Here is a 19,190-nt window from a genome sequence, read left to right as displayed (position 1 = left end):
GGGCGACAGGGCGGGGGTCGATGCCGCGGGCCCGGTCGGCGGCCTGGCGTCCGGCCCGGCCGCCCAGGAGGCGCTGGACGGTGGCGGGCGGGAGTGCGGCGAGCAGACCGACGCAGTGGACGCCGTAGTCGCGCAGGATCTCGGTCTGGCGGGGGCCGATGCCGTGCAGGGCCTGGACCGGAAGCGGTCCGAGCCATTGCGTGACCTGGTCGGGGGTGACGGCGAGGACGCCACCCGGTCCCGTGATCCGACCGGAGGCCGTGGCCGCGACGGTGATGGACGGACCGATCCCGACGCGGATGTCGACGCCCAGCCGTGAAATGGTCCGCACCCGCAGTACCTCGCCCAGCCGGACGGCGTCCACGCCGTGGTAGCGCAGCGCGCCCTTCAGCTCCACGAGGGCCGCGGTGGGGGGCAGCGCCTGCACGACCGGCGACAGCTCCGCCGCCTGTTCGAGGACCTGCCGGTAGAGGTCCTCCCCCAGCCGGTCCGGGCAGCGCACATGCATCACGCTCGCCACTTGTCGTACTTCCGTCCCTGTCTCCACGGCACCCACCTCCTCCACCCACGTTATCGAACTAAAATTCGAACACGCGAGATGGCGAATCAGGCATCCGTGGATCTAGAATCGTAAATATGTTCGACGACCTGCCGCCTGACCTGGCGCGACTGCTCACCCTGCGGGTGTGGCACGCCATGTGGCTCCAGCGCATCGACACCAAGATCGCCGCCCTCCAGCAGCGGGAAGCCGAACAGGAGCAGGGCCGCAGGAACCGGCCCGCGGAGCCGGACTGGGTCGTCGAACTCGGCATCGGCCACGGCCGCCCGCCCATCGAGGTCCACGTGGGCGGCTGCTACGCCGTCGGCAAACGACGGCGCCCCGTCCCCCGCGACGAAGCACGCCGCCTCCTCACCTCGGGCGTGCGCGCCTGCGGCCACTGCCAGCCCGACACCGCACTGGAAATCCTCGACTTATCCGCAGGCCCGGCCCCCTCGACCGCGACGCACTGACCGGCAGCCCGACTCCCGCGTCCGCGGTGACCGATCCACTCCTCACGCGGAAGCAGGACAGCGCGATGACCAGCACTCCCCCGCCATCGGTCAGCGAACCGGACCCCTCCACCTTCACCTGCTCCACCAGCGTGGTCGGCCCGTGCTCCGGCTGCCAGCGCACCACCCACAAGTACGGCAACGGCGGCCTGCCCCTGTGCCAGTGGTGCATGGCCGACGCGCAGGAAGCCTGGGGCACGTCCGTCCGCTTCACCAGCACCCGCCCCCAGGCCGCACCTGCCCCCGGCACTCAGGCACGCATCGGCACGAGAGCGGCGTGAGCGCCTCCTTGAGAGTCGGAACTACGCCAGAGCCACGACCATGCCGACCAGCCCGACGACGACCAGCACGACCACAGCCGCGATCAATACGAGAGCGACAGGCGCCCACGCCTTGGACGCCGTGGGCTCGTGCTGGGAGATTCCCGCCGTGGTACTCCCCTCCCCCGGCGGGGTGGGCACGGGAGGCACTTTGCGACCACGGGAAGCAGCGCCGAGCTCCGACCAGGTAGGGGGGTGTGAGGTTGTCATGACATACTCCGGTTGCTCCGACTCGCAGGAGAGGTAGCCGGCCGTTCACCGCGTCGCGTCGAACGGCAAGCCGCTCGCACCGCAGAGCCCGCAAGCCTTAAGTGCTCGGAGAGTCCAACGGCAGGAACGGCGTGAACAGCAAACCTGCGAGCCACGAGTTCCCTCCCCAGGTCGCGGCAATCGCGGGACCAAGCAATTCGAGGCAAGGGCCTCGAGTCCTGTGACGCAGCACCCGCACCCGAGGCCTACGCGGCACCGACCGTCGCGCAAATGCCGCACCGGGACGGTTACGGCGCCGTACACTTCACCATGCTGACCGACGAAAACGAGTCGTACGAGGCCGTCAGGCGACTGACCGGCGGGGCTGCTCTGGCCCAGGCGCTCGATGTGACCGACCCGGACTCCTGGATCGATCTCGACTTCGAGGTCCGCGAACTGGCCTGGCAGCGGCCGGAGCTGTTCCACTCCAAGGCGTCGCCGTCCGGACGGCGGATGAACCGGGGTCCGGATCCTTCGATGCCCACCGTCACTTGGTCCCAGACGCCAGGTGACGCCGAACTCGCCGTCGCCCTCTGCCATCCCGACGGCCGGATCCGCGAGGCCGCGCTGGACCATGCCGAGAAGCGGCCCGACCTGCTGGCGCTGGTCGTCATCCGCTGCGCAGACTGGGTGGGACCGGTACGCGAACGGGCTCGCGCCCTCCTGGCCGAGACATCCCCGCACCGGCTGGCCACACACACCGCGCTGATCCTGCGGATCGGCCGCCGCTCTCGGGGCGGTTTCGCCCAGGACCTGCTGACCGGGGCGCTGCGCGCGGGCCCAGCCGCACAGACCGAGGCCCTGCTCGACAGCGACGACCGGGACACGGCCCGCCTCGCGCACCGCGTCGCCCTCGAGCGGCGGCTGCTCCCCGCAGCGCGGCTCGCTCGAACCGCCGCCCGCCACCGCGACGTCGTAGTGCAGGACCTGTGCGCCGAGGCGGCCGTGGCCACCCTCCGTGAAGGCACCACCATCGACGAGTTCACCGAGGTCGTGGTGCCGCTGCTCGGATCCCGGCAGCCACGGGTCAGGGCGGCCGGGGTCACCGCGCTACGCCGCACCGGACGGCACTCCGACGCCCAGCCGTACCTCACCGACCGGTCCGCCGTGGTGCGGGCGTGTGCCCGATGGGTACTGCGGCAAGGCGGCACCGATCCGGCACCGCTGTACCGCGCCCTGTGCGCCAACCCCGCCGCCCGGCCCGCCGCCGCGGTGGGCCTCGGCGAGTGCGGGGTTCGCGAGGACGCGGACCTGATCCGGACGCTGCTCGTGCACCCGGCCCCCAGCGTGCGTGCCTGCGCGGTGGCAGGCCTGCGAGCACTGGACGCAGTGCGCGTCGACGACGTACGGCCGCTCCTGGACGACCCGTCAGCGGCAGTGGTCCGGCAGGCGACCACGGCTCTGCTTCCATCGGCCGACCGTGTACCGCAAGAGCTGCTGCGCGGACTCCTGACCGAGGACCGTCCGCGCCACCAGCGGGTCGCGGCGATCCGGCTGCTGCGGGCGGTCGGGATATACGCGTCACGAATACCCGGCGCGCGATGGTGATGCTGCTCGAAGAAGAGGTCGATCCCGGCGAGCACGCCGTGGACCCAGGGGCTGGGGGATCAAGCGACGAGTTCGTCCTCTCGAACGGGCGGAACCTCTCCAACGGGTGGAACGGAGCTCGTCCGTCCGCGGGGCACCGCAAGGTCCGACGCCCCGGAGGTTACGCCTTGATGGGACCGCCACCCGGCTCCTTGACGATGCGATCGCCGACCGCGATCGACTTCCACAGCCCCCGGTCGATACGCACCTTGATGAACTGGCCGTCCCCACGCCTCACCTTGACGAAGTGATACATGTTCGCGCCGTCGAGCATGCCCCGCGACTTGTCCTCGACGATGCCTTCCCAGGCATCGTCCGATCCTGGTTCGTGAGATTTGAACATGCCACAAGCCTACGAAGGTCGACAGACGTGGTGCAGTGTCAGGACGCACGAATCCGGCAGTACAGATGTCGCACAGGGAGCCTCACAAATGTCCTGAGCAGCGCAAAGGCGAGTATCTGCTGAGGTCGTCACGGCGTCGTGGTCAGGCGCTCTTCGCCGCCGGTGAATCGGCCGGGCAGAGCGTGCGGGCAGCCGTACGCGCGGCGGCGTCCGGCCTCTTGAGGGGGTTGTCGGTCACGCGGTCGGCGCAGGGCATGAACCCGCCACCGGTCGTCTCCCACGTCACCACGTACCCCTTGACCGGCTTGGCGCCGCCGCCCTGGCACGTGTACGTGAAGTCGGCTTCGATCAGGTCGACGGCGTTCCACAGGTAGTAGGAACCCTCAAGGTCCCCCATGGCGTAGTCGAAGTGGATGGGGAACTCATCCGGCTCGGCCGGCTCCGCGGGGTCCGCGAGCGGCTCGTCGGTCCCGAGATACCGGCCGAGAGCCTTGATGGCGTCCGCCGCGTGGGTCCCGGGGCCCGTGGCCGTGACGTGGGGCTTGTAACTGACGCCTTTCAACGGCTTGATCAGACCCGAGACGGAGTCCGTCTTCTTCTTCAGCCTGATCGGGTCGGCGAGCCCGGTCAGCTTTTCCTCGCGCAGGATGCCGGACCAGGCGTACGTGCCGTGCGCGCACGCGGCGGCCCCGTCGCCCTTTTCGCCTCGGTCCCCGGTGCCGTCGGCGCTGGCGGTGGTGCACAGGAGCAGGACCGCCGCGGCAAGTCCCGTCGCGGTGTTCGTGACTGTGCCCCGGCCCATACCGTCCCTCGTGCCCGTGTGCCCCGTATCCAGCGATGATCACTGGATACGGGGCACACCCTACGTGCGGGTACTCCCGACGGTCGAGGTCTGAGCGCAACCCCCGCGGGCTGATGCGGCCGGAGTCGGGGCAGCGCTGGGTACGCACTTCGGCTTCTCCAAGACGTACTCGCCGACCGACTGCACCACGAACGGAACGACCCGGGGATCCGCGGATCCGACATGGGCGGCTGCACGAGCCGATCGTAGGCGGAGGTCGGCGGCGGATCCCGTTGAGGAAGAGTGATGTGGGATGCGGCACTCGGCCGAGCGTCTGGCTGCCGGTGTGGCGGAAGCGTCCTACGATGATCCCATGATCTCCAGCGCTCGCACCGGTTCCGGGGCGAGTTCTGTGCGCTGGATGTGGCTGGTCCTGGCCCTGGTTGCGGGAGTGCTGGGCATGCACGCCCTGTCCCCTGCCGGTATGCCGGCTGCGGGCCGGCACGACGCGATGATGTCTGCCGAGCTCCCCGGGCATCACCCCGCGCCGGTCCATGTTGCCGGTGATGACTGCCGGCATCTGTCCGATCCGGGCGACAGCGGCATGGCCATGGACCACGCCGACGGAACATGCGCGGCAAGCGGTACGTCCACTGCTTACGTTCCACCCTCCCTGATGCCCGGCGCGGCGGCCGATGCCGAACCTGCGGCAACCGCCGGTGCCGGAAGGGCTACCGGCCCGGTTGACGGCCGCGCACCGCCCGATCTTTCCGAGTTGCAGCTCCTGCGGATCTAGAGGCTCCCGCACGGCACCCTCCTGACGGGGTGGCGTGCTCCGGCCTGCATGCATCCGTTTCTCCCGCGCATGGGCGCGGGCACTTCAAGGAGTTGTACCTCTCATGGCACCTCGCCGTTCCCTCCTCCGCCGCACCCTGGCCGTGGCCGCTGCCGCCACCGCAGCAGTGGTGCTGGCCGCCTGCGGCGGCAGCGATTCCTCGTCGCCGTCGGATCACACGGGCCACAACATGGGCGCGACGTCCACCGCCGGCTCCTCCGACACCGCCGCCGCCGCGCAGGGCGGCCACAACGCGCAGGACGTGTCGTTCGCCCAGGGGATGATCCCGCATCACCGGCAGGCTGTGGCCATGGCCGACCTGGCTGCCTCGCGGGCGAAGTCCCAGCAGGTGAAGGATCTGGCCACGAAGATCAAGCAAGCGCAGGATCCGGAGATCAACACCATGTCCGGCTGGCTGAAGGCCTGGGACGCGAAGGTCCCGGACACCGACACCTCCGGCATGGAGAGCATGCCCGGCATGGACCATTCCGGTTCGTCGATGCCGGGCATGATGTCGGGCGACGAGATGGACAAGCTGACGGGCCTGTCCGGTGACGCCTTCGACAAGGCGTTCCTGGAGATGATGATCAGTCATCACGAGGGTGCGATCGCGATGGCGAAGACCGAGCAGGCCAAGGGCGCCTACGGTCCCGCCATGACGATGGCGAAGTCGATCGTCACCTCGCAGTCGTCGGAGATCACCGGCATGAACGGGATGCTCAGCAAGTAGCCGAGCAGTCAGCCGGGCCGGGTTCGGGGCGGTTGTCGGACCGCCGCCCCGAACCCGTCGGCTGATCCCTCTGGTTCCAGGTATTCACAGGGGTCCGTCCCTTCGCTCGGACTCTGACCGGAGCCCGGTGTCAGAGCCTCCCGATAGCGTGCCTGCAACCAGATCCGACTCCTCTTCGGGAGAACCACCGTGGACATCCTGCTCATCGCCGGCTTGTGGCTCGACGGATCCGCCTGGGACGACGTCGTGCCGGAACTCACCGCGCTCGGCCACCGTCCCGTGCCGCTCACCCTCCCGGGCCAGGGCGACGGCGCCGCCTCCGCGACGCTTGACGACCAACTGGAAGCAGTGCTTGCCGCGGTCGACGCGGCGACCGGAAAACCGCTGGTGGTAGGGCACTCCGCAGCATCGACCCTGGCCTGGCTGGCCGCCGACGGGCGACCGGAGAAGGTGGCCAAGGTCGCTCTGATCGGTGGCTTCCCCGCCGCCGATGGACGGGCCTACGCGGATTTCTTCGCGATCGAGGACGGCGTCATGCCCTTCCCGGGCTGGGATCCCTTCGAGGGCGCGGACGCCGCCGACCTGGACCAGCAGGCCCGCGACCGCTTCGCGTCCGCCGCGGTTCCCGTCCCCGAGGCGGTCGCCAAGGGAGTCGTGCGCCTGACCGACGAGCGCCGCTTCGACGTCCCCGTTGTGGTCGTCTGTCCCGAGTTCAGTCCTGCCGAAGCCGAGGAGTGCATCGCCGCAGGTGACAGTCCTGAGCTCGCTCGCGCCACCCATCTTGAGTACGTGGACCTCGACTCGGGCCACTGGCCGATGGCCACCCGCCCCCGCGAACTCGCCCGCGTCCTGGCGGAGGTCGCCGACTCTTAGTGGTACCGGGTGGGGCGGTCGGACCACCGCTGGCATCGGCCGAGCGCGCCGGTGATGTGCGGCGTTCAGCCTGTGGCGCCGGCGTCGGCCCGCTCGCGGCGCTTCCTGCGGTGCCGGAACACGATGCCGTGGCGCAGCTCGGCCCGCCCGAGCACGAGGTGGCTCCCCAGGAACGACAGCTTGACCAGGACGAGGGCCAGGACGGCGTCGGCGGCCCAGCCGGTCCATCGCGCGTCGGCCAGTGCCGCGCCGCCGATCCCGAGGTGTACCGCGACGATCGCTGCCCCGCCTGCCATGAGGCCCAGGGTGGTTGCGCGTCCGCTGCGGCTCACGTCCCGGTCGTCGGGGTCGCTGTCCGTGCCGGGCTCGGCGTGCGGCGAGGTGTCGGGTTCGGCTCGCTGCCAGCGAGCCTGAAGTCCGTCGCGTCGGCCGATCTTCTCGATCCGCGCGGTGATTGCGTCCTGGAGTCGCCGCAGTGCCTGCTCGTCGTCGGCTTCGACGCGCAGGGTGAGCGCGTCCGCCGTGGCGTCCAGGGTCCACAGGCCGTCGGCGAAGCGGACGGTGCCGTGGGTGTCGGTGAACTCGACGTGCCTCACCTCGGGCTGTGTCCCGCCTTCGCCGTGGCCGCCGGGCGGACGGTGGTTCGTACGGGTCATCTGGCGCAGATGGCGGCAGAGCTGGACGAGGTAGCGGCTTGCGCGGTCGGTCGCGAGGCGGGTTTCTGCGGTCGGCATGGCTGCTCTTTTCTGAGGTACGGGCCCGTTACAGGCGGGTCAGACTGGTGCGCCAGCCGCGGATCCTGTCGGCCGGGGCAGACAGGGAGCTGTCGACCGTGACGGGGTCGATGGCGTCGATCGCCCAGCCGTCCGCGAACGCGGCGCGGATCTCCTCGGGACTCACTCGGTGCACGCGTCCGGAGGGGCCGGGCGGTTCGTCGCGGAAGGAGAGCAGGAAGCACCGTCCACCCGGGGCGGTCACGGCACCGAGGCCAAGGACGTAACGGCCGCGGTCGCGGGTGTGGAACCCGTGGAAGACCAGCGAGTCGAGCACGGTGTCGAAGCTCTGCCCCAGTGCGGGCAGGTCCAGCACGTCGTGCCGCAGGAAACGTGCGGTCAGTCCGCGTTCCCGGGCCTTGCGTCGGGCCGCCGCCAGGGCTGTGGTGGCGAGGTCGACTCCGGTGGCCTCCAAGCCCAGCCGGGCGGCCACGAGGGTGTGCTCGCCGGTCCCGCAGCCCGCATCGAGCACCCGGCCGTGGAACACCCCGCTCTCGGCGAGGTCGAGCAGTGCGGACTGGGGTCGCCCGGTGTCCCACGGCGGCGGGGACGCGTACAGGGCGTCCAGTGCAGGTGTCGTGGCACCGGCCGGATGGGCGGTGCGGACGGGTGGCGCGTCGGACATCGGAGCCTTCCTTTCTCGCCCGGATCGACCCCTCCAGATTTATCGAGACACATTGTCTCTGTCAAGGCAGAGTGTCTCGACCTCGTCGTTGCGTACCCTTGCTGTATGCCGAAGCTGTGGGACGAGACGATGGACGCGCATCGCCGCGCCGTGCAGGACGCCGTCATGGAGACGACCGTCGCGCTCGTGGGTGAGCACGGTCTGGCGTCGGTGACGATGTCGCAGATCGCGAAGGAGGCCGGGATCGGGCGCGCGACGCTGTACAAGTACTTCCCGGACGTCCAGTCGATCCTGATCACCTGGCACCAGCGTCACGTCACGGCCCATCTGGGCCGGCTGTCCCAGGCCCGGGACCATGCGGACAGGCCCGTGGCACGGCTCGAAGCAGTACTGCGCGGCTACGCCCACATCACCTACAAGCGGCCCCAGGACGGAGAGGTCGCCGCTTTCGTCCACAGGGACCAGCACGTCATCGAGGCTCAGCAGCAGCTGCACCAGCTGGTGCGCGAGGTCATCGCCGAAGCCGCCGAGGCAGGCGCGGTCCGGGACGACGTCTCCCCGGGCGAGCTGGCCGACTACTGCTTGCACGCCCTGTCCGCCGCAGGGGGGCTGTCATCGGAGGCAGCCGTGCACCGTCTCGTCGACGTCACCCTCTCCGGGCTCCGGCCTTCGCGCGCAGAAGACCGGACCGCAAGCCATCACTGACACTCGGGCAACCCCCGACTCGCGGTCCGACCCCAACTCGTGTTCGACAGTGCAGGTCCTCGGGGTGCTGGGGCTGGCCGCGTTCTCTGTCCGGCCTCAGGCTCCGGCACCAAGTCGCCCTGGGGCGAGGCCAGTGGGCGCGTGGGGGTGGTAGGTGCCCGTTCCGGTCGGCTGGTGGGCGTCCTGGGTCGGACGGGCCGAGGCGAACACAGCGGCGAGCCGGTCGTGGAGAGAGGCTGCGCAGGGGTGGGCGTTGCGGCGCGGTGTGATCGTGTAGATGCCGCGGGTCGGGGGATCCACCAGGGCGACCGTGGTGACATCGGCCCGCAGTGCGCCCGTCAGCACTGCGGGGATCAACGCGATGGCGTGACCGGTGGCGACCAGGGCCAACTTGCCGGGCAGATCGGCCGCGTTGAGGTCGATGCGGGCGCTGACTCCGGCGCGTGCGGCGTGCTGGCGCAGGAGCGCCGCCGAGCCGTCGTTGTCCTCGGCCCAGGTCCGGTCGGCCAGTGACTGGATGTGCACCGGACCGTCTCCGGCCATCGGATGCCCCAAGGGCACTACGACGACCATCTCGTCGAGTCCCAGGAACCTGCGCTCGACCCGCGGGTCGGCGCTCAGTCCGGGCGGCGCGTCGGTGACGACGGCGATGTCGAGATCGCCGGCGAGCACGCGGCCGTGCAACTGGGCGCTCAGGCCCGGCAGCAGGCTCCACCGGAGGGATCCGGCCTGCTCCAGCAAACCCCGGACGGCCTCGGGGACGATCCCCGCGGCCAGAGAGGGCGTCGCGCCGATGGCCAGGGGCCGCTCCCACACTCCGTCGCGGACGTCCCGTACCGCGCGAACGGCTCGGTCGGCCTCGTTGAGGGTGGCCAGGGCATGACGCCAGAACACCTCACCGGCCGGTGTCGGGCGCACACCACGCGCATGGCGCTCCATCAGAGGCACGCCGAGCTGCCGCTCCAGCCCGGCGATCTGCCGGGAGACGGCCGACTGCGTGTGATGGAGCTCGGCTGCCGCCGCCGACAGCGATCCGGCCCGGCACACGGTCACGAAAGTCCGCCACACCGTCAGATCCATGGCGGCAGTATGCCTCGTCGGTATGCGTCTGCCGCAGGGCAGGGATGCCAGATCTGCGCTTGTCGCGACCCTTCGAGGTGCACCACTGTGGCGGTCATGACCACACCGCACACGATCGCCGTCCTCGGTCTGGGACGCATGGGCGGCACGATCGCGACACGACTGGCCGCCCAGGACCGGGACGTCGTCGGCTGGACCCGCTCAGGGCACACCTCAGGAACCGTCAAGACGACCGGCGACGCGCACGAGGCCGTGGCCCGGGCCGATCTCGTCGTACTGGCGCTGTTCGACGGGCCGGCCTGCCAGCAGGTTCTCGATGACGTCCGTGACTCGCTGCGAGCGGACGCGATCGTCCTCAACACCAGCACCGTCGCCCCCGCCGAGGCAGCGAGGCTGGCCGGTGACCTCGGCCCGGCCTACGTCCACGCGCCCGTGCTCGGCTCGGTGCCTGCCGCTGCCGCAGGCGCCCTCCAGATCCTCGCGGCCGCCGACCGGGACGTGCTCGAACGCGTCCGACCGGTTCTGGAAGCACTGGGCACCGTCCATCGCGTGGACGACGCCGCCACCGCCGCCGCGCTCAAGCTGATCGCCAACAGCAGCCTAGCCGGAGCCGTCCTCGCGCTGCGCGACACCCTGCGGCAGGCCGAAGCCCTCGGTCTGCCCCGTACGCAGACTCTGGACGTCCTCGAACTCGGCCAGCTCGGCGGGCTCGTGGCCCGCAAGCGCCCCTTCCTACTCGGTGAACCGACCGCTGCCACCGCCCACTTCACGATCGGTGCGCTCACCAAGGACATGGCCCTGCTCGCGGCCGCGTCGGACACCCCCTTGCGCAGCGCAACGGGCCTGGACGACCTGGCCGGCTCCCCCGCCGACCCCGAGGACGACATCGCTCTTGCCGCCACCGTCCCCGCCGTACCGGACGCCGTGCTCGAACCGCTGCGCTCCTACATCCGCGGACACGCCACCGGCGACCCCGCCCACTTCCACGACGCGTTCCTGCCCACCGCCCACATCGAGGGCATCCGGGACGGCGCGTTCGTCTCCTGGCGCCTGAACGAGTACTGCGCCCTCTTCCACGGCCGGCCGGCCCCGGACGAGGCGACCCGCACCCGCCGTATCGACGCCGTGGACGTCCACGGGAGCGTCGCGACCGCCACCATGACGCTCATCCACGGCGCCGACACGTTCACCGACATCTTCCTGCTGGCCCGCACCGACGACGGCTGGCGCATCACCAACAAGGCGTACCACCGTCACGCATGAGTGCGGGAAGCGATTCCCGTACCCGGTTGTCTTCCCGGGAGACCTACCCGAGGTCGGTCGGCACCGTGCCGCAGCGGCGGAGACCCCGGTTGTAATCCGCTCCCTCAAGCGCAGCGGAACGCCGACCGATGACCGAATCAGCCATCATCACCGCCTCAATGAGCCATACGATCAACGACCGATGGCATCGTGATCATGTTGGCCAAACGCCTGTACGACGAGGACGAGTCCCATACCTCGGGCCGGCGTCGGTTCGCCGACCGCTCCCCCTCCTTCGCGGCCGCCGCCATCGCGCCGCACTCACCGCAGCGATCTGGTCGGCCTTCGGCCTGCCCGTCCACGAGCCGCCGCACGCTGACTCCAGGGGCCCGCCCGCGCGACCGCTCGGCCTTGGCTCTCTCACGACCAGGAAGGCACCTCGTGCACGACATCGTCGCCCTCGACGCCGTCTCCCTGTCCCGCGCCATCCGGCAGCGGACCCTCTCCTGCGTCGAGGTCATGCAGGCCTACCTGAGCCACACCGAGCGGGTGAACCCGCAGGTGAACGCGATCGTCGGCCGGCCGGACCCGGAACTGTCCCTCGCTCGGGCACGCGAGCGGGACGAACAGCTGAACCGTGGCGAGTACCTCGGCTGGATGCACGGCTTCCCGCACGCGGCCGAGGACCTCGCGGCCGCCGCGGGGCTGCCCTTCACCATGGCTCCCCGCTGTTCGAGGACCGGGCGGCCGCCGAGGACGAGTTGTTCGTGGCCCGGATGCGGGCGGCCGGTGCAATCTTCATCGGCAAGACCAACACCCCCGAGTTCGGCTTCGGTTCGCAGACCTACAACCCGGTCTGGGGAACCACCGGGAACGCCTACGACCCCGCCCTGACCGCGGGCGGGAGCAGCGGCGGCGCCGCGGTCGCCGTGGCCCTGCGGATGGTGCCGGTGGCGGACGGCAGCGACTTCATGGGATCACTGCGCAACCCCGCAGTATTCAACAACGCGTTCGGCCTGCGGCTGGCCATCCGGCCACCGAACCCGGACTGCTGAAGCTGCTGAAGCTGTGCGAGTCGTCCTTCGCCGTCTTCGAGTCCCTCGGATGTTCGGTGGAGATCGCGCTTCCCGACTTCGCGCCGGAGAAGATCTGGGAGACCTTCCTGACTTGCGCTGGTGGGGCATAGCGGCGGCCGGACAGGACTTCTACCGGCCGAAGAAGCGGCGCGCGCGGCTCAAGCCCGAAGCGGTCTGGGAGATCGAGAACGGGCTCGGACTGAGCGGACTAGACGTCTCCGCGGCGGACACCGCCCGAACCGCCCTGTACGCGGCGGTGCAGCGGCTCTTCGAGAGCTACGACTTCGTCCTCGCCCCTTCGGCGCAGGTCTTCCCGTTCGACAAGAACGTGCACTGGCCCGCCGAGATCGACGGCCGGGCGATGGACACCTACCACCGGTGGATGGAGACCGTGGCCTGCTGGTCGCTGACCGGGCTGCCCGTACTGGGCATGCCCGTCGGCTTCGGGACACAGGGACTGCCCATGGGGGTGCAGCTGATCGGCCGGCACCAGGCGGACCTGGCGGTGCTCCAACTGGGACACGCCTACGAGCAGGCCACCCACTGGGTGCACCGGGCTCCCGCGCCGTCGGTCGTCGGCGGCTGACAAACCGTGTACCCCTGGGATGGCTCCGGGGAGCACACGGCAGGAATCACCCGTTCAGCGCCGGGGCGACGCGCTCGGTGCGCGTCTCGATCGCCTGGGCCGGCGCGAGGATGCCGGGGCCCAACCCCGGCAAGCCGCTTCGAGCTCCCGACCGTGTCGCGACCTCACGCCACGCAGCCTTCTAACCAAATCATCATCAAAATTGTCAACAATCACAGCTTCCTTGCCTACAGTCGGGGACTCGAACGAGCTGCACAGCCGGACCTGCCCGCCGTGTCGCCGAGGCGATGCGCAGGTACGGGTGCGGCCCACGTCACCCGCTGCACAAGGAGGTCCACGAATGGACATCAACCGCAGGACAGTTTTCCGGGGCGCCGCGGCCGTAGCCGCGTTCGGAATCGCCGAGAGCGCGGCAGGCGAGGCTTTCGCCGGTACCTCGTCGTCGCGCGGCGCCGCGAGCGCGTCCTCGGCGTACTCGCTGGAGTTCGACTCCACCGCCTGGTCGTACGACTCGGCCAACGACGTGTATTACCAGCTCGGGAAGGTGTACGTCACCAACCCGGCCGCCACGGACTACGAGAACCTGTCGATCTACGTACCGGGCGCCTACCTGACGGCCACCGCGAACAGCGACGGGACCACGTACACGGCGACGGTCAACCCGAAGGGCACCACCGGCGGCTACTCGGGACGCACGGCGCCGATCGTGATCCCGGTCAACACCCCCGGCTACTCGGCGCAGAAGCCGGCCACGTCCTACAGCTACAGCAGCGTGTCGCGGTATCTCCAGGCCGGGCACATCTACGTGTGGCCGGGCCTGCGCGGGCGGAACACCTCGACCAGCACCCGCTCCGACGCGGCGCCCTGGGGCGTGACCGACCTCAAGGCCGCGGTCCGCTTCCTCCGGTACAACAGGAGCGTCCTGCCCGGAAGCACGGACGACATCGTCCTGTTCGGCATGAGTGGCGGCGGCGCCCAGGACACCGTGGCGGGCGCGTCCGGTGACAGCCCCCTGTACCACCCCTACCTGCGAACGATAGGCGCGGCCATGGAGGACGCCGAGGGCCGCCCCCTCAGCGACGCGGTCGCCGGCGTCATGGCCTGGTGCCCGATCACCAGCCTGCACGAGGCCAACCTGTCCTACGAGTGGAACATGGGCCAGTTCGCCTCGACCGGCACGCGCGCGGCGGGCACCTGGACCAGCGCCTACTCCACGGACCTCGCGAAGGCCTGGCCCAAGTACCTCAACCGGCTGGGGCTGCGCGACGAGCAGGGCAGGCGCCTGAAGCTGACCGAGTCCGACAGCGGCATCCACCTGGCCGGCAGCTACTACGACCACCTGATCGAGGTGATCACCACCTCGCTGAACCACTTCCTGGCCGACACCACCTTCCCGTACACCGTCACGACGATGGGCGGCCCGCCCGGATCGGGCCAGACGGGAACCTCCACCACCTACGAGACGGTCGCCGACTACATCACCCATCTCAACGCCGACAGCACCTGGGTCGCCTACGACGCCACGACCAACACCGCCACGGTGTCCGGCCTCGAAGGCTTCGCCAAGAGCCAGAAGAACGCGAACAAGCCGGTCGGCGCGTTCGACGGGTACTCCCGCGCGCAGACCGAGAACGGCGTCTTCGCCATGGGGCTCGACGCCCCGGCCCACTTCGCGCCACTCACCCGGGACGTCATCAAGGCGAACGAGACGACGTACGCCACGTACTCCGACTGGGACTCCGGCTACGGCTCCTCGGCGTACGACAGCGACTTCGCCAAGAAGGACAGCGTCGGCAAGGACATGGCCTGGCGCGCCGACGCGTACAACCCCCTGTACTTCCTCTCCCCCGCCTTCGACGGCTACCGCCGGTCGCGGCCGGCGCGCCACTGGCGCATCCGCACCGGCATCATGCAGGGCGACACCGCCAACACCACCGAGATCAACATCGCGCTGGCCCTGAGGAACTACGGCATCCACGACGTCGACTTCGCCACCGTGTGGGGCCAGGGGCACACACAGGCCGAGCGCACCGGCGACTCGACGACGAACTTCATCAGCTGGGTGGCGTCCATCACCAAGAAGTAACCCCCGTACGAACGGCGTGGGCGCCTGACCGACAAACCTCGGTCAGGCGCCCTGCACCGGAGCGGACGCGGCCTCGTCGTCCCGGTCCTCCTCAACACGCTGAAGTTCCGAGGCGCCCTCGGCCGCTGGATGCCGCCGTGCGGTCAGTGCCCACGTCATGGCCGTCACCGCCGTCCCTGCCAGCACGGCCAGCAGTGCTGTGGTGTGGGTTCCGGCGCCGTCGGCGGCTCGTGCGACCGGGTTGGGCTCTCCCAACCGGTCCAGCAGCCAGCCCAGGGCCGCCGTGCCGGTGAGCGCGGCGCCGGTCAGTCGCAGCACCGGCTGAGCACGCAGTCGTGCCAGCAACAGCAGTGCGGGCAGGGCGAGGCAGACCAGCAGGAGCTGGACCAGCTCGATGCCCAGGTTGAAGCCGAGGAGGCTGGTCACGAGCTGTCCGGTGGACAGGTGCATCTCGGCCAGGACGAAGGAGAACGCCAGGCCGTGCCCGAGTCCGAAGACCCCGGCCACGATTGCCTCCCGGCCAGGGAACAACGGGCGGACGGCGTGGACGGCGCCGACGAGGATGCTCGCGGCGATGAACGCCTCGACCGGCCAGGCGGGGACGTCCAGTCGGCCGAGCGCGCTGGCGGCCAGCGCGACGGAGTGCCCTGCGGTGAAGGCCAGGGTGATGCGGCCGATGCGTACCAGTGCGGTGCGGGAGCCCACCAGGCCGTCCCAGCGACGGCCACGGACCGCCAGGGGCGCGGGCAGGAGCAGGATCAGCAGGAAGAGCAGGTGGTCGGTGCCGGTGAGGATGTGGTCGCCGCCCAGTTCGACCATCGCGAGGAATCCGCGCCAGACGCTGCCCGCCCCGAGGTCGACCTTCAGAGCCGGGACCGTCATGGTCCGGGTGTCGATCCGGATGGTGCCGACCTGGGTGGTGCCCTCGCCGTCGACCTGACCGGCCGCCCAGTCCTGACGTACCGACACCAGGGTTACGTGCGTGACGACTTGGTGGACGATGACGTCGTAGCCGAAGGTGAAGCGCCGTACGTCGCCACCGGCGGGCGGGGTCAGCACGGCCTCGGCCACCAGCTCACGGTACTGGCCGGTCGAGGTCTGTTCGGCGCGGCTGATGCTGAGCGCGCCCACGGTGACCTGCCACTGCGTACCGGAGGTTGTGGCCGGGCGGATGTGACGGCCGAGGTACGCGCGGACGGCCGCGGCCCTACGGGACAAGGTGGCCTGGGTGGCGTCGCTTAGGTCGATGCCGCTGGCCACGGCGAACTCGCCGACCGGGAGTTCCAGCCGCGCGTTCACCGCGGTCTGGTGGACGTCGAGTTCCACGACCGAGTGCGGCATCGGATGCGCGGCGGCCGGCGACGCCCCCGTCAGGAGCGCCGCCGGCACCGCGATCGCGATCCCGGCCACCAGGCGTACGAATGCTGCGGTCAGCCAGTTTCGCAATGCGGTCATGAGAACGAGAACTCGCTGCCGTAGTCGCGGGTGTGGTCCCGGTACACGGTGTGGTAGTGGATCTGGTCGCGGAAGACCACGCCGTTCTGGCACACGAACTCGACCCAGACGCTGGGACCGTCGATGCGGACGTAGTCGCCCTGGGTGTCCAGACCCGTGCCGCCGGAGTAGGCGACATAGGTCTCGGACAGCTCCTTGGCGTACGTCTTCATGAGCTGCGCCGCCGTGGCGTCGTCGACGTCGGCGACCCACGGGTGGATGGCGGCCAGGACCAGCTTCTGCTGCTGGGGCGACAGTTCGCTGACCTTGATGCCTTGCTTGGTCTCCGGGAACTTGCCGTCCTGGCTGGGGCCGAGCAGGACGTCGCCGAAGGACTGGGACAGTTCGGCCTTGGCCAGCTGGTCGGTGCTCAGGCTGCCGGTCAGCTTCAGCAGGCCGTCGCGGAACTTGGCGAGCGGCGCGTAGGTGGTGCCGTCGTCGGCGGTCCAGCTGGTCGGCTCGACGCCCGTGAAGAAGGGGCTGGCGCCGGCGACCTTGCCGTCCTTGTAGGTGATGTTGACGGCGAGGTGGTGACCGCCGAAGTGCAGCTGCCAGGTTCCGGTCGCGGACGGGGTGCCGAGGAAGGCCAGGTAGTATGAGCCGCTGCCGTACGAGAAGCCGCCGGGGCCTCCGCCGCCGCCAGGGCCGCCGGAAGGCGGGGCACCGGTGGGGAGATCGGTGGCGGTCGAGGTGGGTGCGGCCGAATCCGAGGCGGTCGGCTCCGCGGACGCGGAGTCGGTCGGCTCCGCGGTGGCCGAGTCGGTCGGCTCCGCGGTGGCCGAGTCGGAGGCGGAGCTGGTGGCCTCCGCCGAGGCGAGCACGTCGTCGGCCTCGAGGGTCTGGAGCACGTGCTCGTAGCCGGTGTCCTTGCCGGAGCCCAGAGCCACCTTCAACACGTGCTCTGCGGACGCCAGTTGGTCATCGGTCAGGGTGCCGAAGCCGATGCCGGGCCGGCAGGACGAGCCGCACGGCAGATTGGACCAGGCGGTCGCGTTCGCCTGCGAGAAGTCCAGCACCGTGGACGCCTGCTGGTCGGAGTCCAGCGTGTTCAGGAACGCGTTGGCGGCGCTGACCACGGCCGCGACACCCTTGGCGTTCTTGTCGACGGGGCGCTTGGCGGCCGATGCCGCTTTCGTCCCACCGGTGATGGTCGAAGCGTTCGCCGCGGCGAATCCACCAACGGCGAGGGTCACTCCGGCGGCCACGCCCGCGATGCCCCGCCGAACCCTGCGGCTACGCACTCGACTTGTTCTCTCTTTACTCACGACACTCCCTGAAACAAGGATGGGAGACGGTGCCGCAGGTTCCTCCTGCGGCACCGTCCAGGACACGCGCGCGATCGACGAGAGAACTATCAGCAATATTGTTGACACCTCAAGGCGAGGTTCCCCGGAGTGCGTCCCCTTCGGTGGGGTTGCTCCAGGTATCCAGCAAAAGTACTGGGCTTGTTGACAGGTTCCTCTTATCCGGCTTCCAGCAGCCGACACGCGGTCGCGAGACGGCTCGGCCGAGGATCACTCAGGCCGGGACTTCCTCGCGCCGACAAGCTCTGTCGCCGTGACCGTTCCGCTCCGCGAACCAAGATCGATTGTCAGTGGTGGGTGGCACAGTAGGGGCATCGAGTCGGAACGAGGGGGAGCTGCCATGGCCGGAAGCCAGAACTACATCAATCACGTTGCTCTTGTGCTGGACGCCAGTTCGTCCATGTCGCATCTGAGCTCCAAGGTCGTCGAAGTCGCCGACCAGCAGATTGCGTATCTTGCTCGCCGGTCGAGGGAACTGGACCAGGAAACCCGTGTCACGGTGTACGTCTTCGCGGACAAGGTGGAGTGCGTCATCTACGACAAGGACGTGCTGCGGATGCCGTCGCTGAAGCAGTTGTACCGGGTCGGGGGAATGACGGCGCTGCTGGCAGCCGCACTGAAGTCACAGCATGAGCTGGCGCAGACGGCCCAGCTGTACGGCGACCACAGCTTCCTGACGTTCGTGCTCACGGACGGACAGGAGAACGCGAGTCACCGCTGTCCGGACGCCCCTGCCAGGAATCCTCGTGAATTGGTCAAGGCCGTGGCCGAGATGATCGCGACGCAGGAGGACAACTGGACACTGGCCGTCCTCGTGCCGGACCAAATGGGCAAGCGCGAGGCCATGCGGTGCGGTTTCCCTCGGGACAACATCGCCGTCTGGGACGCCACCAGCACACAGGGGCTGGAGGAGGCCGGGCAGGTCATCCGGGAGGCCACCGAGAAATTCATGGTGGGCCGAACCCAGGGCATCCGGGGATCGCGGACGGTCTTCTCCATGGGTGCGGAGGCGGTCAACAAGGACACCATCAAGGCGGTCGGCCTCGCCGCGATGGATCCGTCGCGGTACCAGCTGATCCCGGTGGCCCGTGACGCGGCAATCCGGGACTGGGTCGTCGAATGCGGGCACACCTACCGTACGGGTGGCGCGTTCTACCAGCTGAGCAAGTCCGAAAAGATACAGGCCAGGAAGCAGATCGCGGTGCTGGAGAAGAAGACGGACCGGGTGTACTCGGGGCCCGAGGCCCGCGCTCTGCTCGGCCTGCCGAACGAGGAAGTGCGTGTCAAGCCCGACCACAACGACGACTTCACGATCTTCGTGCAGAGCACCAGCGTGAACCGGAAGCTCGTACCGAACACGCGACTGCTGCTTATGCTCTGACACGCCTACCGCTGGGGAGGGCGCCCCATCCTCGAGTCGGTGGCTTGAGCCGTCCTGCGTAGGCGGCACA

Annotated in this window: 21 protein-coding genes and 1 pseudogene; 12 read left to right on the top strand and 10 right to left on the bottom strand. The window is 69.7% G+C overall.

Annotated elements, in window-relative coordinates:
• Positions 1-508 (bottom strand): annotated as a pseudogene (locus FNH09_RS17600) (hypothetical protein); the annotation flags it as partial.
• 128 nt (positions 509-636) lie between these two features.
• Here FNH09_RS17600 and FNH09_RS17595 point away from each other — a divergent pair.
• Both FNH09_RS17595 and FNH09_RS17590 read left to right on the top strand, forming a co-directional pair.
• Positions 637-1,011: a DUF6233 domain-containing protein gene (locus tag FNH09_RS17595; RefSeq protein ID WP_152888930.1), complete on the top strand. Its 375-nt coding sequence runs from the start codon at positions 637-639 to the stop codon at positions 1,009-1,011.
• Between the two features lie 65 nt (positions 1,012-1,076).
• Complete coding sequence (locus tag FNH09_RS17590) at positions 1,077-1,331, top strand: hypothetical protein (protein WP_152888928.1); 255 nt, start codon at positions 1,077-1,079, stop codon at positions 1,329-1,331.
• A 21-nt stretch (positions 1,332-1,352) separates the two neighbouring features.
• Here the strand turns inward: FNH09_RS17590 and FNH09_RS17585 are convergent, their stop codons facing one another.
• Positions 1,353-1,580, bottom strand: a complete 228-nt coding sequence (locus FNH09_RS17585; protein ID WP_152888926.1) for a DUF6480 family protein — start codon at positions 1,578-1,580, stop codon at positions 1,353-1,355.
• A gap of 309 nt (positions 1,581-1,889) precedes the next feature.
• On the opposite strand from FNH09_RS17585, the gene FNH09_RS17580 reads away from it, so the two are divergent.
• Complete coding sequence (locus FNH09_RS17580; protein WP_152888924.1) at positions 1,890-3,167, top strand: hypothetical protein; 1,278 nt, start codon at positions 1,890-1,892, stop codon at positions 3,165-3,167.
• Positions 3,168-3,327: 160 nt separating this feature from the next.
• Here FNH09_RS17580 and FNH09_RS17575 read toward each other — a convergent pair whose 3' ends face one another.
• Entirely contained in the window at positions 3,328-3,549 is a 222-nt protein-coding gene (locus FNH09_RS17575; protein ID WP_152888922.1) for a DUF7489 domain-containing protein, read from the bottom strand.
• 142 nt (positions 3,550-3,691) lie between these two features.
• A complete protein-coding gene (locus tag FNH09_RS17570; RefSeq protein ID WP_152888919.1) occupies positions 3,692-4,351 on the bottom strand; it encodes a hypothetical protein in 660 nt (219 codons plus the stop codon).
• Positions 4,352-4,703: 352 nt separating this feature from the next.
• Between FNH09_RS17570 and FNH09_RS17565 the strand changes: the two genes are divergently transcribed.
• From FNH09_RS17565 to FNH09_RS17555, 3 genes are all read left to right on the top strand, one after another.
• Complete coding sequence (locus FNH09_RS17565; protein ID WP_152888917.1) at positions 4,704-5,126, top strand: DUF6153 family protein; 423 nt, start codon at positions 4,704-4,706, stop codon at positions 5,124-5,126.
• 103 nt (positions 5,127-5,229) lie between these two features.
• Positions 5,230-5,895, top strand: coding sequence for a DUF305 domain-containing protein (locus tag FNH09_RS17560; protein ID WP_152888914.1), 666 nt, complete (start codon positions 5,230-5,232; stop codon positions 5,893-5,895).
• Between the two features lie 189 nt (positions 5,896-6,084).
• Positions 6,085-6,768, top strand: a complete 684-nt coding sequence (locus FNH09_RS17555; protein ID WP_162468724.1) for an alpha/beta fold hydrolase — start codon at positions 6,085-6,087, stop codon at positions 6,766-6,768.
• A 65-nt stretch (positions 6,769-6,833) separates the two neighbouring features.
• On the opposite strand, the gene FNH09_RS17550 is transcribed toward FNH09_RS17555, so the two are convergent.
• Together FNH09_RS17550 and FNH09_RS17545 are read right to left on the bottom strand one after the other, a co-directional pair.
• Complete coding sequence (locus FNH09_RS17550; RefSeq protein WP_152888912.1) at positions 6,834-7,502, bottom strand: DUF2218 domain-containing protein; 669 nt, start codon at positions 7,500-7,502, stop codon at positions 6,834-6,836.
• A gap of 28 nt (positions 7,503-7,530) precedes the next feature.
• A complete protein-coding gene (locus FNH09_RS17545) occupies positions 7,531-8,166 on the bottom strand; it encodes a class I SAM-dependent methyltransferase (protein ID WP_152888910.1) in 636 nt (211 codons plus the stop codon).
• Between the two features lie 105 nt (positions 8,167-8,271).
• On the opposite strand from FNH09_RS17545, the gene FNH09_RS17540 reads away from it, so the two are divergent.
• The gene (locus FNH09_RS17540) at positions 8,272-8,871 is read left to right on the top strand and encodes a TetR/AcrR family transcriptional regulator (RefSeq protein ID WP_152888908.1); all 600 of its coding nucleotides are present in this window, start codon (positions 8,272-8,274) and stop codon (positions 8,869-8,871) included.
• 96 nt (positions 8,872-8,967) lie between these two features.
• Here the strand turns inward: FNH09_RS17540 and FNH09_RS17535 are convergent, their stop codons facing one another.
• Complete coding sequence (locus tag FNH09_RS17535; RefSeq protein ID WP_152888907.1) at positions 8,968-9,951, bottom strand: LysR family transcriptional regulator; 984 nt, start codon at positions 9,949-9,951, stop codon at positions 8,968-8,970.
• A gap of 96 nt (positions 9,952-10,047) precedes the next feature.
• Here FNH09_RS17535 and FNH09_RS17530 point away from each other — a divergent pair, with 96 nt between their 5' ends.
• Positions 10,048-11,214: a nuclear transport factor 2 family protein gene (locus tag FNH09_RS17530; RefSeq protein ID WP_152888905.1), complete on the top strand. Its 1,167-nt coding sequence runs from the start codon at positions 10,048-10,050 to the stop codon at positions 11,212-11,214.
• Positions 11,215-11,613: 399 nt separating this feature from the next.
• On the opposite strand, the gene FNH09_RS49830 is transcribed toward FNH09_RS17530, so the two are convergent.
• Complete coding sequence (locus FNH09_RS49830; RefSeq protein ID WP_338017601.1) at positions 11,614-11,868, bottom strand: hypothetical protein; 255 nt, start codon at positions 11,866-11,868, stop codon at positions 11,614-11,616.
• On the opposite strand from FNH09_RS49830, the gene FNH09_RS49825 reads away from it, so the two are divergent.
• The 3 genes from FNH09_RS49825 to FNH09_RS17520 all read left to right on the top strand — a co-directional run bounded on the left by FNH09_RS49825 (position 11,847) and on the right by FNH09_RS17520 (position 14,941).
• Entirely contained in the window at positions 11,847-12,248 is a 402-nt protein-coding gene (locus FNH09_RS49825; RefSeq protein WP_338017600.1) for an amidase family protein, read from the top strand. The two genes, FNH09_RS49830 and FNH09_RS49825, sit on opposite strands and share 22 nt — an antisense overlap.
• Before the next feature lie 112 nt (positions 12,249-12,360).
• Positions 12,361-12,855 (top strand): amidase family protein, encoded by a 495-nt coding sequence (locus tag FNH09_RS47655; RefSeq protein WP_202919682.1) that lies wholly within the window; start codon positions 12,361-12,363, stop codon positions 12,853-12,855.
• A gap of 340 nt (positions 12,856-13,195) precedes the next feature.
• Positions 13,196-14,941, top strand: a complete 1,746-nt coding sequence (locus tag FNH09_RS17520) for an esterase (RefSeq protein ID WP_152888904.1) — start codon at positions 13,196-13,198, stop codon at positions 14,939-14,941.
• Positions 14,942-14,983: 42 nt separating this feature from the next.
• Here FNH09_RS17520 and FNH09_RS17515 read toward each other — a convergent pair whose 3' ends face one another.
• Together FNH09_RS17515 and FNH09_RS17510 are read right to left on the bottom strand one after the other, a co-directional pair.
• Positions 14,984-16,396, bottom strand: a complete 1,413-nt coding sequence (locus tag FNH09_RS17515) for a HupE/UreJ family protein (protein WP_152888902.1) — start codon at positions 16,394-16,396, stop codon at positions 14,984-14,986.
• Positions 16,393-17,640 carry a DUF3500 domain-containing protein gene (locus FNH09_RS17510; RefSeq protein WP_338017599.1) on the bottom strand — a complete coding sequence of 416 codons (1,248 nt, stop codon included), beginning with the start codon at positions 17,638-17,640 and terminating at the stop codon, positions 16,393-16,395. The genes FNH09_RS17515 and FNH09_RS17510 overlap by 4 nt, the downstream gene beginning before the upstream one ends.
• Before the next feature lie 439 nt (positions 17,641-18,079).
• Between FNH09_RS17510 and FNH09_RS17505 the strand changes: the two genes are divergently transcribed.
• Complete coding sequence (locus tag FNH09_RS17505; RefSeq protein ID WP_152888899.1) at positions 18,080-19,120, top strand: vWA domain-containing protein; 1,041 nt, start codon at positions 18,080-18,082, stop codon at positions 19,118-19,120.
• Positions 19,121-19,190: the final 70 nt, after the last annotated feature.

The organism is Streptomyces adustus, from assembly GCF_009377175.1.
Classification (GTDB): Bacteria; Actinomycetota; Actinomycetes; order Streptomycetales; family Streptomycetaceae; genus Streptomyces; species Streptomyces adustus.
This window is presented reverse-complemented; position numbering and strand designations above follow the sequence as displayed.

What these genes read in the sequence shown, in the direction of transcription:
- FNH09_RS17575 (WP_152888922.1), bottom strand. Translation starts at nt 3,549, where the DNA reads ATGTTCAAATCTCACGAACCAGGATCGGACGATGCCTGGGAAGGCATC.
- FNH09_RS17590 (WP_152888928.1), top strand. Translation starts at nt 1,077, where the DNA reads ATGACCAGCACTCCCCCGCCATCGGTCAGCGAACCGGACCCCTCCACC.
- FNH09_RS17550 (WP_152888912.1), bottom strand. Translation starts at nt 7,502, where the DNA reads ATGCCGACCGCAGAAACCCGCCTCGCGACCGACCGCGCAAGCCGCTAC.
- FNH09_RS17565 (WP_152888917.1), top strand. Translation starts at nt 4,704, where the DNA reads ATGATCTCCAGCGCTCGCACCGGTTCCGGGGCGAGTTCTGTGCGCTGG.
- FNH09_RS17530 (WP_152888905.1), top strand. Translation starts at nt 10,048, where the DNA reads ATGACCACACCGCACACGATCGCCGTCCTCGGTCTGGGACGCATGGGC.
- FNH09_RS17595 (WP_152888930.1), top strand. Translation starts at nt 637, where the DNA reads ATGTTCGACGACCTGCCGCCTGACCTGGCGCGACTGCTCACCCTGCGG.
- FNH09_RS17505 (WP_152888899.1), top strand. Translation starts at nt 18,080, where the DNA reads ATGGCCGGAAGCCAGAACTACATCAATCACGTTGCTCTTGTGCTGGAC.
- FNH09_RS17585 (WP_152888926.1), bottom strand. Translation starts at nt 1,580, where the DNA reads ATGACAACCTCACACCCCCCTACCTGGTCGGAGCTCGGCGCTGCTTCC.
- FNH09_RS17520 (WP_152888904.1), top strand. Translation starts at nt 13,196, where the DNA reads ATGGACATCAACCGCAGGACAGTTTTCCGGGGCGCCGCGGCCGTAGCC.
- FNH09_RS17515 (WP_152888902.1), bottom strand. Translation starts at nt 16,396, where the DNA reads ATGACCGCATTGCGAAACTGGCTGACCGCAGCATTCGTACGCCTGGTG.
- FNH09_RS17580 (WP_152888924.1), top strand. Translation starts at nt 1,890, where the DNA reads ATGCTGACCGACGAAAACGAGTCGTACGAGGCCGTCAGGCGACTGACC.
- FNH09_RS17545 (WP_152888910.1), bottom strand. Translation starts at nt 8,166, where the DNA reads ATGTCCGACGCGCCACCCGTCCGCACCGCCCATCCGGCCGGTGCCACG.
- FNH09_RS17535 (WP_152888907.1), bottom strand. Translation starts at nt 9,951, where the DNA reads ATGGATCTGACGGTGTGGCGGACTTTCGTGACCGTGTGCCGGGCCGGA.
- FNH09_RS17540 (WP_152888908.1), top strand. Translation starts at nt 8,272, where the DNA reads ATGCCGAAGCTGTGGGACGAGACGATGGACGCGCATCGCCGCGCCGTG.
- FNH09_RS17560 (WP_152888914.1), top strand. Translation starts at nt 5,230, where the DNA reads ATGGCACCTCGCCGTTCCCTCCTCCGCCGCACCCTGGCCGTGGCCGCT.
- FNH09_RS17570 (WP_152888919.1), bottom strand. Translation starts at nt 4,351, where the DNA reads ATGGGCCGGGGCACAGTCACGAACACCGCGACGGGACTTGCCGCGGCG.